This is a genomic window from Yoonia sp. D2-7 (assembly GCF_055809435.1).
Genome location: NZ_CM147912.1, coordinates 1,705,812 through 1,720,163, shown reverse-complemented (window position 1 = coordinate 1,720,163; position 14,352 = coordinate 1,705,812). Strand labels below are relative to the sequence as shown.

General features: G+C 56.3%; 15 protein-coding genes and 1 tRNA gene. 8 read left to right on the top strand and 8 right to left on the bottom strand.

Going from position 1 to position 14,352, the window contains the following annotated elements; genetic code table 11:
- Window positions 1-43: 43 nt before the first annotated feature.
- Window positions 44-409, bottom strand: a complete 366-nt coding sequence (locus tag AC0L7R_RS08345) for a winged helix-turn-helix transcriptional regulator (protein WP_473660235.1) — start codon at window positions 407-409, stop codon at window positions 44-46.
- A gap of 125 nt (window positions 410-534) precedes the next feature.
- On the opposite strand from AC0L7R_RS08345, the gene AC0L7R_RS08340 reads away from it, so the two are divergent.
- The 8 genes from AC0L7R_RS08340 to AC0L7R_RS08305 all read left to right on the top strand — a co-directional run bounded on the left by AC0L7R_RS08340 (window position 535) and on the right by AC0L7R_RS08305 (window position 6,385).
- Window positions 535-1,176 carry an NAD(P)H-dependent oxidoreductase gene (locus tag AC0L7R_RS08340; RefSeq protein WP_247128892.1) on the top strand — a complete coding sequence of 214 codons (642 nt, stop codon included), beginning with the start codon at window positions 535-537 and terminating at the stop codon, window positions 1,174-1,176.
- A gap of 317 nt (window positions 1,177-1,493) precedes the next feature.
- Window positions 1,494-1,700, top strand: coding sequence for a 50S ribosomal protein L32 (gene rpmF, locus AC0L7R_RS08335; RefSeq protein WP_247128893.1), 207 nt, complete (start codon window positions 1,494-1,496; stop codon window positions 1,698-1,700).
- Between the two features lie 26 nt (window positions 1,701-1,726).
- Entirely contained in the window at window positions 1,727-2,830 is a 1,104-nt protein-coding gene (plsX, locus tag AC0L7R_RS08330; RefSeq protein WP_473660232.1) for a phosphate acyltransferase PlsX, read from the top strand.
- A gap of 34 nt (window positions 2,831-2,864) precedes the next feature.
- Window positions 2,865-3,836, top strand: a complete 972-nt coding sequence (locus AC0L7R_RS08325; protein ID WP_247128895.1) for a beta-ketoacyl-ACP synthase III — start codon at window positions 2,865-2,867, stop codon at window positions 3,834-3,836.
- A gap of 92 nt (window positions 3,837-3,928) precedes the next feature.
- Window positions 3,929-4,231: an integration host factor subunit alpha gene (ihfA, locus tag AC0L7R_RS08320; protein ID WP_473660230.1), complete on the top strand. Its 303-nt coding sequence runs from the start codon at window positions 3,929-3,931 to the stop codon at window positions 4,229-4,231.
- Between the two features lie 35 nt (window positions 4,232-4,266).
- Window positions 4,267-5,055, top strand: a complete 789-nt coding sequence (locus AC0L7R_RS08315; protein WP_473660228.1) for a MerR family transcriptional regulator — start codon at window positions 4,267-4,269, stop codon at window positions 5,053-5,055.
- Between the two features lie 67 nt (window positions 5,056-5,122).
- Window positions 5,123-5,199: transfer RNA gene (locus AC0L7R_RS08310), tRNA-Pro, on the top strand.
- A 70-nt stretch (window positions 5,200-5,269) separates the two neighbouring features.
- On the top strand, window positions 5,270-6,385 hold the full coding sequence (locus tag AC0L7R_RS08305; protein WP_473660226.1) for a 2'-deoxycytidine 5'-triphosphate deaminase: 1,116 nt from the start codon (window positions 5,270-5,272) through the stop codon (window positions 6,383-6,385).
- Here the strand turns inward: AC0L7R_RS08305 and AC0L7R_RS08300 are convergent.
- The 7 genes from AC0L7R_RS08300 to AC0L7R_RS08270 form a co-directional block, all read right to left on the bottom strand.
- Complete coding sequence (locus AC0L7R_RS08300) at window positions 6,366-7,043, bottom strand: hypothetical protein (protein WP_473660224.1); 678 nt, start codon at window positions 7,041-7,043, stop codon at window positions 6,366-6,368. The genes AC0L7R_RS08305 and AC0L7R_RS08300 overlap by 20 nt on opposite strands.
- A gap of 194 nt (window positions 7,044-7,237) precedes the next feature.
- On the bottom strand, window positions 7,238-7,858 hold the full coding sequence (gene scpB / locus AC0L7R_RS08295; protein ID WP_473660381.1) for an SMC-Scp complex subunit ScpB: 621 nt from the start codon (window positions 7,856-7,858) through the stop codon (window positions 7,238-7,240).
- A gap of 7 nt (window positions 7,859-7,865) precedes the next feature.
- The gene (locus tag AC0L7R_RS08290; protein WP_348107208.1) at window positions 7,866-8,660 is read right to left on the bottom strand and encodes a segregation and condensation protein A; all 795 of its coding nucleotides are present in this window, start codon (window positions 8,658-8,660) and stop codon (window positions 7,866-7,868) included.
- Between the two features lie 8 nt (window positions 8,661-8,668).
- The gene (locus tag AC0L7R_RS08285; RefSeq protein ID WP_473660222.1) at window positions 8,669-9,655 is read right to left on the bottom strand and encodes a glycoside hydrolase family 3 N-terminal domain-containing protein; all 987 of its coding nucleotides are present in this window, start codon (window positions 9,653-9,655) and stop codon (window positions 8,669-8,671) included.
- Window positions 9,655-10,668 (bottom strand): SPOR domain-containing protein, encoded by a 1,014-nt coding sequence (locus AC0L7R_RS08280; protein WP_473660220.1) that lies wholly within the window; start codon window positions 10,666-10,668, stop codon window positions 9,655-9,657. The genes AC0L7R_RS08285 and AC0L7R_RS08280 overlap by 1 nt, the downstream gene beginning before the upstream one ends.
- A gap of 88 nt (window positions 10,669-10,756) precedes the next feature.
- On the bottom strand, window positions 10,757-12,493 hold the full coding sequence (argS, locus tag AC0L7R_RS08275) for an arginine--tRNA ligase (protein ID WP_473660218.1): 1,737 nt from the start codon (window positions 12,491-12,493) through the stop codon (window positions 10,757-10,759).
- A 101-nt stretch (window positions 12,494-12,594) separates the two neighbouring features.
- Window positions 12,595-14,289, bottom strand: coding sequence for a hypothetical protein (locus AC0L7R_RS08270; RefSeq protein ID WP_473660216.1), 1,695 nt, complete (start codon window positions 14,287-14,289; stop codon window positions 12,595-12,597).
- Between the last annotated feature and the right edge of the window lie 63 nt (window positions 14,290-14,352).

The window sequence follows — 14,352 nt, the reverse complement described above, 5'->3', positions numbered from 1 at the left end:
ATAACCATCCGAACAAGGGTGAATCGCCGCGGCACAACTACCCTCAGCTGCTCACATTATTGTCATATGCTTCGCGTGAGGCGTCGATTGTCGCCAGGTTCTGCAAAGCCCATTCACCCAAGACGGTGACAGGTTCACGGAAAGATTCGCCCATTTCTGTCAGATTGTATTCCACCTTCGGCGGGATCGTCGGGTGATAGGTCCGGTTCACAAGACCGTCCCTTTCCAGCTGTTTTAACGTCAGGCTCAACATACGCTGGGAAATCCCGAGGTTCCGTTTCAGTTCGTTAAACCGCAACGTTCCATATTGCGCGAGTGAAATAACAACCAGCACGCTCCACCGATCACCGACACGCGACAACACTTCATTGATACGTTGGCATTCGGGACATTGCGCTTCGTCGGGCATAGCGGTTCCCTTTGTGTAACCGAGGTTAAAGAATGTGCCTTCTTGCACCAACACCCAGTACTTATTAGGTCGCCGGTTACAAATGTATACCGCCCATTTCGGGCGCAAGCAACGGGAAGACCGACATGACGACCAAGACGTTGAACGAGCATCTAAACTGGCGCTACGCCACCAAGAAAATGGATGCCACCAAATCAGTACCGCAAGAAAAGGTTGACGCGATCGTTGAGGCGATCCGCATGACGCCAACATCCAGCGGCACGCAACCGTTCGAGCTGCTTGTCGTGACCAACCCCGACCTGCGCGCGCAAATTGCCAAAGCATCTGGCGATCAAGCACAAATCACTGATGGATCACACCTTTTGGTGTTCGCGGCGTGGGACAATTACACCGCTGACCGCATCGACGCCGTCGTCGATCTGAACGTAGACGTGCGCGGCGATCTGCCAATGTTGCGGGCATATTATGACAATCTGAAAGCCAACTACCTGCCGCGCGACGCAGACGTGAACTATGAACACGCAGCGCGCCAAGCCTATATCGCGCTTGGCGTCGCGCTGGTCGCTGCCGCCGAACAAGAAGTTGATAGCACACCAATGGAAGGTTTTTCGCCCGAAGCTGTCGATGAAATCCTTGGGCTCAAAGAACGCGGTCTGCGCTCTGTCGTTCTGATGCCGCTGGGCTATCGCGACCAAGACGGTGACTGGCTGCTGCCGATGGGCAAAGTCCGCAAATCGCGCGACACGATGGTCAGCGTCATCGACTAAAAGAACAGTTCGCTATGGCAGGTTGATCAAACGGCCTGCGATCCGGATTAAAAACCCAGCAAGGCGCGTCGCACAGGTAGACGCGCCTTGTGAAGACAGACGATTCTAGCGCAGTGTCGCACCGCTTTGCGGGCCTTTGAAAACAGCGCAAAACACCGTCTGGAAATATCCAAACAAACCCCTTGCACCATAAAAGAATCGCAGTATGTTCCGCGGCTCTTGAACATTGCGTCTCGACAGGGCTGCCGGAATGGCGTAGTTGCCCCGAAAGACAGATACATCCGGGCATTGAGCCCCATAAACTAAGGGCCGAGACAATGGCTGTACAGCAGAATAAAGTTTCCAAATCCCGCCGGAACAACCGTCGTTCCCACGACTCACTCTCCGCTGCGAACCCAAACGAATGTGACAACTGTGGTGAGCTGAAGCGCCCACACCACGTTTGCCCGTCCTGCGGTCACTACGCACAGCGCGAAGTTGTGGCGCAAGCCAACGAAATCGATCTGGACGACGACGCCGCATAATTACCCAAGACAGGGGCCGCTCAGTCATGATGAACGCCGTAACGGACACCGATCCGACCAAGGCTACTGCGACTGAAACCGTGCTTTCTGTTGATGCGATGGGTGGCGATTCCGGGCCTGCAACTGTTGTTGCGGGCCTTTCGTTGTTTCTAAAGAAGCAACCTGACGCCAAGATCATCCTGCATGGTCCAGAAGACGAACTCAGCGCCCTGCTGGCAGCAAAAGGCCTGACCGACAACGTCACGGTACATAACGCGACTGACGTCGTGAAAATGACCGACAAGCCGAGCAAGGTGCTGCGTAGCGGTAAAAACACATCCATGTGGTCCGCCATCGAAGCGGTCCGTGCGGGCCAAGCGCAAGTGTGTGTCAGCTGTGGCAACACTGGTGGCCTAATGGCGATGTCTATGTTGCGGCTGCGCAAGGCCGAGGGCGTGAACCGCCCCGCCATCGCCTGTTTATGGCCATCCCACAATCCGTCAGGTTTCAACGTTTTGCTGGACGCCGGTGCCGATATCCGCGCTGACCAAGACGATCTGTTGGCCTACGCGCTAATGGGCGCGTCTTATGCGCGTAACGGTATGGACATCCCGCGCCCCCGCGTTGGCCTACTGAACGTTGGTGTTGAAGAACACAAAGGGCGTGCCGAACTGAAAGTCGCGCACGAACTAATCGCAAGTGCGGCAGATGCCGGCGACTTTGAATACGTAGGTTTCGTCGAAGGTGGCGATATTCCGTCAGACCGCATCGACGTGATCGTCACAGACGGGTTCACCGGCAACGTCGCGCTGAAGACAGGCGAAGGCACAGCCAAACTGATTTCAGGCCTGCTGCGCACGAACCTCAAAGCGAATCCAATGGCGATGCTGGGCGCGCTGCTTGCGCGCGGCGCATTGAAAGCATTGCGAAAAAAAGTCGATCCAAGCGGCGTGAACGGCGGCGTTTTTCTGGGGCTCAACCATACGGTGATTAAGAGCCACGGTTCAGCGGATGCGGCCGGCGTTTCTGCGGCAATTTCGTTGGCATATCGCCTCGCCCGCTCAGGTTTTTCAGACAAACTCGCGGCGCGGGTTGCCTCTGCTGTCAGCCTAGCCCAAGATGTCCGGGATGAAACCGACGTAACGTCATAAGACGTGTCGGACTTAACGGGCAACAGGCAATACAATGACACGACGTGCAGTGGTTCGGGGGGTTGGTCACTACCTGCCCGAACGGATCGTACCAAATTCTGAATTTGAAAAGACACTCGAAACAACAAGCGAGTGGATCAAATCCCGGTCCGGGATTGAACGTCGGCACTTTGCCCTCCCAGAGCAAGGCACATCCGATCTTGCCACTGAGGCCGCGAACAACGCGTTGAAAATGGCGGGCTTTGAACCAAACGACATCGACGCAATTATTGTCGCGACGTCGACGGCAGATCAGACGTTCCCGTCAGCGGCTACAATGGTCCAGCATAAGATCGGCAACACAAAGGGATTCGCCTTTGACATTCAGGCGGTCTGCGCGGGCTTCATTTATGCACTGACAAATGCAAATGCGTTGATCTTATCGGGCCAAGCAGATCGGGTGCTGGTCATCGGCGCTGAAACTTTCAGCCGCATTATGGATTGGACAGACAGGTCCACCTGCGTGTTGTTCGGCGATGGTGCGGGTGCATTGGTTCTTGAGGCCCAAGAAGGCGACGGAACCACCGCTGATCGGGGTATCCTTGCCACCGACCTGAATTCCGACGGAAGCTACCGCGACCTGTTGTATGTCGATGGTGGTGTGTCCACCCAGAACACTGGCGTGCTCAAGATGCAGGGCAAAGAAGTATTCCGCCATGCCGTTGAAAAGCTTGCGAAAACTGCGGATACAGCGCTTGAAAAAGTAGGTCTAGGCGCAGACGATGTGGATTGGGTTGTCCCACACCAAGCCAACATTCGGATCATCCAATCCACGGCTAAAAAGTTGGGCGTTGGCATGGACCGTGTCATCGTAACCGTCCAAGATCACGGCAATACATCCGCTGCATCCATCCCGTTGGCGCTATCAGTTGGCGTCGAAAATGGTCAAATCAAACAAGGTGATATGATCGTGTCCGAGGCAATTGGTGGCGGTCTGGCATGGGGCGCGGTTGTTCTACGCTGGTAGAAAAATCCCGCGCAATCAGCGACCTAGGCGTCGTGGTTATTGACTTTGAAAACGGAACCCGCCTATCGTCCTCGAAATAACAGGGGGATACGATGGCTGATAAGACATTAACGCGCATGGACCTTGCTGAGGCCGTGCACAGTGAAGTGGGTTTGTCCCGTAACGATAGTGCGGATTTGGTTGAAAGCGTTTTGTCACATGTCTCCGATGCCTTGGTGTCCGGTAAGTCAGTCAAAATCTCGTCTTTCGGTACATTTTCGATCCGCGACAAGGCGGCCCGCGTCGGTCGTAATCCAAAAACCGGCGAAGAAGTCCCGATCCACCCACGCCGCGTTCTGACATTCCGTCCATCACATCTGATGAAAGATCGCGTCGCGTCCGGCAACAAACGCTAAACGCGACCACGACACCTTAACAAGAGGCTACTGCCATGGCCAAATCACGCGATGCCTTCCGGACCATTTCGGAAGTTTCAGACGTGCTTGAAACCCCTGCCCACGTGCTGCGGTTTTGGGAAAGCAAATTCAGCCAAATCAAGCCCGTCAAGCGGGCTGGTGGTCGGCGGTATTACCGTCCCGACGACGTATCCTTGCTCGCGGGGATCAAGCATTTGCTGCACGATCAGGGCATGACCATCAAAGGCGCACAAAAACTGCTGCGCGAAAAGGGCGTGAAACACGTCGTGGGTATCGGCCAAGGCCTCGATGGCCCATTAGAAACCATGCCACAGTCTCACGTCGAAGTACCTCCAGAGGCTGCTGCAAAAGCGGTCTCCGAGATACTCAAAGCCGAAGATGAATCGCAAACTGAAATGTTTACGGCACCGGTCGCCGCGGCGACGCCTGAAGAGCAATCCAAACCCAAGTTGCAGATCATCAGTGCAAAGCGGGCACCGGATACACCAGCCGAACCTGTCGCATCAAACGAACAACCGGCTGATGACTTCGAAGAGCTTGAAATTCCATCCGCATCCCCTGCCCCTAATCCATCAGCGAATACCGATACGCAGACAGCAGACCCTATCACCGCTTTGTCGTCCTTAGCCAAACCCAAGGTAGATCTGCCAGCAAATCCAATGCCACGGTCCGACCTGCCAGCGCGGTGTTTGGCGTCTGTAGTCCATGCCAAACCACAGCGGGTGGTGGCGAATGCGGCGAAGATTGCACCTTTGCTAGATCAGCTGACCAAACTGCGCGACGAGATGCGCCATCCTTGGTAAGCAACCGATGCAGCAGCCCGATTTCGCGCTTGCCCCGCGTGGGAATTGCGGTAAATACACACGCAGTCGGGCTATAGCGCAGCCTGGTAGCGCGTCCGTCTGGGGGACGGAAGGTCGCAGGTTCGAGTCCTGCTAGCCCGACCAATCATAACCGCCCGTCCCGCTTTTTGCGTGGCGGGCGTTTTGATATAATACGCCGCTTGGGAGGCACGATATGACACAGACACCACAGCCGGGCGTTCTAGCCGATCACCAAATCCGCGCGATGCTGGATGCGGGACAAATCGCGGCCTCTGCGGAAGTGGCTGATGGCCAAATCCAGCCAGCGTCGCTTGATCTGCGTCTTGGCAATATGGCTTACCGTGTCCGCGCGTCGTTTCTTGCAGGCCACGACCATACGGTTGCGGATCGCCTGAACCTGTTCCAGATGCATGAAATCGACCTGACAGGCGGTGCTGTACTGGAAAAAGGCTGCGTCTACGTCGTCCCGCTGATCGAATCCCTCGCCCTGCCGGCTGGTATGACCGCCGCCGCATCGGCCAAATCTTCCATCGGACGTTTAGACCTGTTGACCCGGGTGATCACCGACCACGGGATCGAATTTGACCGTGTGCCCGAAGGCTACGTTGGCCCGCTTTACGTTGAAATCTGCCCGCGTTCATTTTCTGTCGTCGCCCAAACGGGCCAGATGTTGAACCAGATCATTTTTCGCAACGGCAAAACGATCATGGACGACGACGCGCTGCGGGCGCTGCATGCCAAAACCCCGATTGTCGATGGTGACGCGGTCATCTCGGACGGGCTCGGGTTCTCGGTCGATCTGCGCCCCGACGGCACCGATCTGGTCGGCTACCGCGCCAAACCGCACACAGGCGTCATCGATCTGGGCAAACTGGCGCACTACGACCCTGCCGAGTATTGGGAGGAAGTGCGCACCGACAAAGGCTGGATCATCCTTGATCCGGGCGCATTCTACATTCTGGTCAGTAACGAGGCCATCGTGATCCCGCCCATGGCCGCCGCCGAAATGGCGCCCTATATCGCGATGGTGGGCGAATTTCGGGTCCACTACGCAGGCTTCTTCGATCCGGGGTTCGGGTACGCAGAGGCAGGCGGATCAGGGTCGCGCGGCGTGCTAGAGGTACGCTGCCACGAGGCCCCGTTCGTGCTGGAACACGGCCAGATCGTAGGGCGGTTGGTATACGAGCACATGGCAGCAATGCCCGACGCGTTGTACGGGCGCGAGATCAAGTCGAACTATCAGGGGCAAGGGCTGAAGCTGTCGAAGCATTTTGGGTCAGGTCGACAGGTTACTGCACAGTCAGTGTAAACGTCTGAATATTGCCGCAGTTTCTTAAGTCAGAAATAACAAATGACTTGTCCGCGAGTTGTAAATCGTAAAGTCGGCGATAAGTCCCTTCATTAAATGCAAGTACATCTGCCAGTGTTTCCCCTGAGACCTGATTGCTTACACTATCGACAAGTTGAAGAATATTATCTTCCGTTCCGAAGATCGCAACATCAAAGGTAGCGGATCGCAAAATTTGAAAGAATGACCTGCGGTTCCTTTCGACGACTAGGACCGGCGAATACCATACCCAGAAATTCGGCCAATTCATATCGGACGTGACCGTGTTGTTTCGGGCATTTCTACGTGCCTCTGCCGCATGACGAGCTCCAACAAGCCAGTCATCATAGCCGCCAAGCTCGACCTCATCACAAGTAAGGCCTTGACCACCAGGGAGGAATTTTTCGCTCAGCCTTACAGCGCGCTGAGCACTTCTTTCCGCAGGCGGTTCGTTTCCGTAGTCAAAATCCCAACGCCTACTAAGAACCTCTTCTCCATCCAATTGCAGACGAAAAATATCACTTATGAAAAGTTTAAATCTTGGCAAAGGGTCGTCTAGCGCAACGCAGCCAGACAACATGAGCAGCGGTACAAAAATGTATAAGAATGAATAAAAACGAATCCGCGACGGAAATCTCATGCAAGCATTCCTAATAAATTACTGGTCGCGTTTGACAGCATTAGCAGCATAGAAACCTAAACGTCAGAACCATATCGCTGCCTCTACGCAGGAATTTGGAAACCCTTCAAAGGAAAGCGACTGAGTGAAGAGCTACTGGGTTCCGTTGGCTGCACCAAGTACGGAATTCCCGCCCCGAGTATCTTTATCTGTCTTCACTCCTCAAACAGCTCTTCCTGCCCGTCATCTTCGTCATCACCGTCAACATCCCCCGTCCCCGGTGGTGGTCGGTTCTCCAGCAACCCAGCGGACCGCAGCTCTTTCAGCCCCGGCAGGTCACGCGCGTTTTTTAGCCCGAAGTGGTCGAGGAAACCTGCCGTCACCACAAACGTCACCGGTCTGCCCGGTGTCATCCGGCGGCGGCCAAGCCGCACCCATTCCAGTTCAATCAACTGGTCAATCGTCCCACGTGAAACGCTAACCCCCCGAATTTCTTCGATCTCCGCCCGTGTCGCGGGTTGGTGGTAGGCGATGATCGCGAGGGTCTCGATCGCAGCGCGACTTAGCTTGCGCACCTCGACCGTTTCTTTCTGCATCAGATAGCCAAGGTCAGGTGCCGTCCGGAACGCATAGGCGTCTTCGATCTTGACCAGATGCACGCCCCGCCCTTCGTACCGTTTGCCCACATGCACCAGCGCCTCTGCCGGATTGCAACCGTGCGGCATCCGCCCCGTCAGTTCCTTGATCGACACGGGGTCGGCGGTCGCAAACAGGATCGCTTCGACCATGCGGGTCTGTTCGGCCATGGGGGGCGCCTCGAACAGGCTTTCGTTCATTGTGTCGTCAGTCACGGGGTAGCCTTTTTCGGATTTGGATCGGCGCGAAAATCTCGCCCTGCCGGATTTCAATTTTGCCCTCTTTGGCCAGTTCCAGCGATGCCGCAAAGGTCGCCGCAGTGGATGATCGCGTGCGCACCGCGTCCGCGTCCCAGCCGTCGGGAAAATAGCTTTGCAAATCAGTCCAGTCGCCCGCAAAGCCGATCATACCGCGCATCCGTTCCAGCGCCTGTTCCATCGTCATCACATGGGCGCGGTCCAGCACAAAGGGCCGGAAATCGTCCTTCGTTCTGATCCGTGCGTAGCCTTGCATCAGATCAAGCAGCGTTGCGGTATAGGTGACTTTGCGCACGCGCTGCACATCTTCGGTAATGCCACGCGCAAAGAAGTCACGGCCCAATTGGTCGCGGCCCATCAGCTTTGCGGCAACTTCACGCATGGCAGCCAACCGTTCCAACTGGAACGCCAGATGCGCGGCAAGCTCTTCGCCCGATGGTCCGTCTTCGGTTGGATCAGGGGGGAGCAACAACCGCGATTTCAGAAACGCGAGCCACGCCGCCATCACCAGATAATCAGCAGCCAATTCCAGCCGCAGTTCTTTGGCTTTCTCGACAAACGCCAGATATTGTTCGGCCAAAGCAAGGATTGAGATTTGGCGCAGATCTACCTTCTGCGTCCGCGACAGCGTCAACAGCAGGTCCAGCGGCCCTTCATACGCACCCACATCCACGATCAGCGCTTCAGCGGCCACACGTTCGCTGACGCTCATCAGGTCGGGTTCAGAGGTATCTGTATCGCTCATCTGTGCCTTCAGCCAAGTTGGGCTGCAAGGTCCGCTTTGAGCGCTGAAATGTCAATGTGATCAGGGTCTTTTCGCCATGTCAGCGCGCGATCTGCGCGGGTTTGCGCGGCATCGGTCATTTTGCCTGCGGCCGCTGCGACAGCGATCATTTCGTTCTCGTCGCCGTTGCAGTGCAAAGCCACGTCACAGCCCGCTACAATCGACACTTCGGCCCGTTCAGCGATGCTGCCCGACAAAGCCTCCATCGAGATATCGTCAGTCATCAAAAGCCCGTCAAACCCGATATCCACACGGATCATTTCGATCAATGCTGGGTTCTGGGTGGCAGGCAGTTCACCAGCTTCGGGAAACACCATATGCGCGGACATGCCCATCGGCAGATCGTTCAACGCGCGGAACGGTGCGAAATCCCATGCGCTGGCTTCCAGCAGTTCCGCGTTGGCGGTCGGCAGGTTCAGGTGGCTGTCCACCGTCGTGCGCCCATGCCCCGGCATGTGTTTGATAATCGGCAGGACACCACCGGCAAGATACCCATCCGCCACCGCACGCGCGTTTTCCGTTACCGTCTCTGGGTTGCGGCCCATGCAGCGGTTTTGCAGAAACGGATGCGTTTCGTCTGATGCAATGTCGCAGGTCGGCCCGCAGTTTGTATCAATACCCACGTCACGCAATTCAGCGGCAATCAAGCGGGCCCGCATGTAAAAGCTTTTGGCAGGGTCCTGCGCCCGATCCGCTTGGTCTAACGGCGGCCAGTATTCGGCCCAATGGGGTTCGCGCAAACGCTGCACACGACCGCCTTCTTGGTCGATCATAATCGAAGCGTCGCGGCCCACGCTGTCGCGCAATTCGGCTGTCAGTGACCGCAGTTGATCCGGCGTATCCACATTGCGGGCGAACAGGATAAATCCCCAAGGGTCCGCATCGCGAAAGAACGTCTTTTCCCACGCCGACAGGCGCAGCCCCGCGGGCGCGAGGATCGTGGCACCGTTGCGCATCAGCGTACGACGACCGGAATACAATCCGTGTTTGCAGCCTGCAGCGTGGCACAGAAACGGCGGGCATCCGCAGCCTCAGTAAAGCCACTGGCGCGCAGACGGTAGAACGTGCTGCCGCCACTTGATGCCTCTTGGATCACGCGGGTTTTGTCGCCCATGTAGTCAGAAAAAAGCGACGACATACGTGTCCATTCCGCGGCGGCTGTATCGGCGGACGGGAACGCGCCAAGCTGCACGAGGTTCGTGCCAACAGGCAATGCGCCATCAGTTGCAATAGCGGCCTCGGCCAGTGCGGCAGCAACAGCTGTGCTGGTATCTGCAACCTGTGGTGCAGCAGCGGCTGGCGCTGTTGTCGTCACCGCAGCAGGTGTGGCACGGCGCGGTCGTACAGTTGGGCGCAAGGATGTCGAAACACCCGGCACAGATGGATCAACGGCAGGTGCGGACGCAACCTCGGTACCATCAACCGTGACGGTTGGTGCCACGTCTTCGCCGTCAGCTAAAGCGGTCAGCGGCGCGGCGGTGCCTGCGATCTGATCGGCCAGCGCAAGAATGCCTTCGGTCGTCAGCGGCTCTTCCGTGTCAGTTGTCACGGCGGTTTCAAGCGCTGTCGGAATTTGTGTCTCGGATGGGGCCTCGTCCGCTGCGGGCAGAACTTCGCCCGCTTCGGCCAACGGCTCAACCCGTAAATCTTCTTCGGCCAGTCCCGGTGTGGCAGGTGCCAGCAGCAGGCTATCGGACGGCCCTGCGGCCTCGCCTATTCCTGCTACGTCATTCACGGACAAACCAGCGTGAGATGCGATCTCGCCGCCCGGTGCTTGCGGGGCGACACGCATCGCCCCTTCCATCGCGCGGACGACGGGGATGCCGGACACGTCGCGCATGATCAATTGGTAGCCCCAAACGCTCACGCCTACGACCAAGGCCAGCGATACCGCCGCACCTGCGTAGTTCACCAGTGAACCGGATTGCACAAAAGACTGGGACTGATCCCGCTCGTCGTAAATCGCCATACCTGCCTCGCGCCAGCTTACCGCCAAGCCAAGTCAGGCGGGGACTGATCATCTAGAGTTTGCTCGCCCCCGCGACGGTGCAGTTGATCTACATCTCTTCCGCAGGAGTAACCCCAAGAATACCCAACCCAGCCACGATCACAACAGAAACGGCGCTGATCAGCGCAATTTTCGCCTGTGTTGTCGAAACGTCACCCTCTTGGACAAAGCGCAACGACACATCGTCGTTGCCTTTGTTGTAGAGCGCATGGAAGTCTGACGCGAGCTCATAGAGGTAGAACGCAATCTTATGCGGCTCGTGTCCCTTGGCGGCAATTTCCACCAAACGCGGCCATTCGGCCAGTTTCTTCGCAACAGTCAGTTCGGCCTCATTCGTGAGACCGGACAGGTCGGTATCCGCCAAAGTGGCGTCTGACACGTCCGCAAACGCAGTTGCCTTCGCCTTGGCTGAATTAACCCGTGCATAGGCGTAGTTCACGTAGAACACAGGGTTGTCTTTGGACTGCTCCAGCACTTTCGCGAAATCGAAGTCCAGCGGCGCGTCGTTTTTACGGGTCAGCATGTGGAACCGTGTGACGCTTGCGCCCACCTGATCCACAACATCGCGCAAGGTCACAAACGTCCCTGCCCGTTTCGACATTTTGAACGGCTCACCGTTTTTGTAGAGCTTCACAAGCTGCGTCAGCTTGATATCCAACGGCACCTTGTTATCGGACAGCGCAGACACAGCCGCTTTCATCCGCTTCACATAGCCGCCGTGATCCGCCCCGAAAACGTTGATCAGCGCGTCATAGCCGCGCTTCACCTTGTCATAGTGGTACGCAATATCAGGCGCGAAATAGGTCCACGCCCCGTCAGATTTCTGAACAGCCCGGTCTTGGTCATCGCCAAAGTCGGTGGATTTGAACAAGGTCTGCTCACGTGCTTCCCAGTCATCAGGCATTTTGCCCTTTGGTGGTTCAAGCGTGCCTTGGTAGATCAGGCCCTTGTCCTTGAGCTCCGCAATCGCGGATTCAATCAGGCCCGTGCCGTAAAGCGATTTTTCGGAAAAGAAGTTGTCCATCTCGACGTTTAAAGACGCCAGATCGTCACGGATCAGGTCCATCATTTTCTCGGTGGAGAATTCGCGAACGTCTTGCAGCCAAATATCCTCTGACTTCCCGAGGTACGCGTCGCCAACTTTTTCTTTCAACGCCTCACCCACCGGGATCAGATAATCACCCGGATAAGTGCCGTCCTCGAACGCAACCTCTTGGCCGTGCGCCTCTTGATACCGCAGGAACACAGACCGCGCGAGCACGTCGACCTGACCGCCGCCATCGTTGATGTAGTATTCTTTGGTGACGTCGTAGCCCGCGTAGGACAAGAGCGTCGCCAGCGCATCGCCAAACACAGCGCCCCGCGTATGACCAACGTGCAAAGGCCCTGTCGGATTGGCGGACACATATTCCACCATCATCTTTTTGCCCTGACCCAGATCGGACTTGCCGTAGGACGGATCAGTCAACGCGGCCTTCACCACGCCCTGCCACACATCCGCGTTCAACCGCATGTTCAAGAAACCGGGACCTGCAACCTCTGCCGACGCAATCCGCGCATCAGCCGTCAGTTTGCCAGCCAGTGCTTCGGCAATCGCCCGCGGGTTCATCTTGGCAGGTTTCGCCAGAACCATCGCGGCGTTCGTCGCCATATCACCATGTGCTGCGTCTCGTGGCGGTTCCACAGACACATTGGTCGAGGACAAACCGTCCGGCAAAGTGCCGTCAGCAACAAGCGCGTCAAGACTGTCCATCACAACAGTCCGGATATCAGCAAAAAGGTTCATAGCGTTTTCACATCTCTCAAAGGTAAGTCGTCCGTCTAACACTCTTGGCGTCTAGGTCAATTGCTGGGACGGTGCTTCTGGTGCGAAGCGACCGCAACAGCCTAATTCCCGCCAACAAACTGGCCTGTTGCGATATAAAACGGGTCGATGCCAAAGATCGCGGACCGTTTGGCGTTGTGGGTCATCTTTAACGTCCATGCCCAATAGGTCGGATCGGCGTTAGTATTCACCCTGTAAATCCACCTATGATGCGCGTTCGCCGCCAATTGAACGCCACCATCAGGCCACGCATTATCTGGCTGGTTGATGTAGGTTCCATTGATATTGAGCTCGAACCCCGAAAGGAATTCAGGCGTCAAATGGACCGGCGCATCCGTCTGGTTTGTGATCGTCAACACGCCAACCTCCAAGACGTCCATGACCGGATCAGTATCGCTGAAACCCGCGGGCACAAGACGTGACGAAAAACCAATACGCAGGCCATCATAGTCGATTATGTCGGGGCGACGCTGCGTATCACAGGCGTCGATGATCACCCGATCTTCAGCGAGCGGATCAATAACGTCAGTGACATACTGCCCGTAGTCAAAACACGCCGTACCAATCAGCACAATATTTTCATCGACCACCCGCACAGGCAAATCACCCGGACGCGCTAGAATGTTTTCAACGTCAAACAGCGTATCGCCAACCTGCGCGTAATTACCAAGTCGGGTCGCCTGCCCTTGGTCCATCACGTGCCGATCGGTCACAGCATCAACGGGCACAACTGTGAAATACGATTCACCCATCCAGAAAGCACGGCTGAAACGCACGTCATCTTCGGTCGGCAAAGCATCGAATACGCCAAGATTTTGAACCACCGGCGACCCGTTCAGCCGCGCGGCATAGACCTGCCCCGATGCACCTTGCGCCAGAAAGGTGTTATCCCTGCCAAAACTAGACCCGACAAAGGCTGCTTGGGTGATCGGTTCAGGTAGCGTGACCATCGGCACTATTTCACCCAACAGCGTGAGCCGCTTGATAGCAGCTCCATCCCTGATCAGTAACCCGTCGTTTGCGGAAAGGTCTTCAGTCCCGAAACCATCGTTGTAACGCGTCCGAACACTCGCGTCACAGTCAAGCACCTCAATCGGATCAGCAGCGCTGAATTCATATAGCCGCGTCGCCCCATTCCAAATCGCGTCGTTCATCTCGAACCAACTGCGACAATGGTGGCGCGGCTCTGTTACAGGCCGTTCGGGCAATTCAAACGCAGGATCGCTAACATACCACGTCGCATCGCCAACCGACAGAATATAGTCTGAATGGACGTCAATTGCGGGGGCCGTGCCCGCTGAAAGCGCCATGATTGGGGTTTCGCCTTGCCACACTTGAAAGGCATCATAGGCATAGCCGCGCTTTAAAACAGCAAAGGTCGCTGGATCGGCTCCCACCAACTGACGCCCCTCGCGCCACACGCGGGTGCGATCCGCCCCATAGCGCCCCGCGATCACGCGAAAACTATCGATATCAGCATCGGACAATGTCCGCCCGTTCACCATTTCCGAATTCGCCGCTTGCCCGAATGACATAATATTTACGAACAATTTGTCGGCCCCCGTCATGGGACGCCACGCCATCTGCCCGTCTTCGATCACATAACCCGTCTTTGATCTGTCAAATTGCGATGCGATTGTTTCATCGTTAAAGACAGGCATCCAGAATAAAAAATATGCGACCAGTCCGACTTTGACGGCCTGCGCGATAAGATAACAGCCACCAATAATCAGCGCCGCGATGATCGCAATACGCATAAGGCGGCGTCTTTTTATTAGCTGGTTGTCACTCATCCGTAATCACCCACGAACGCCCCCTGA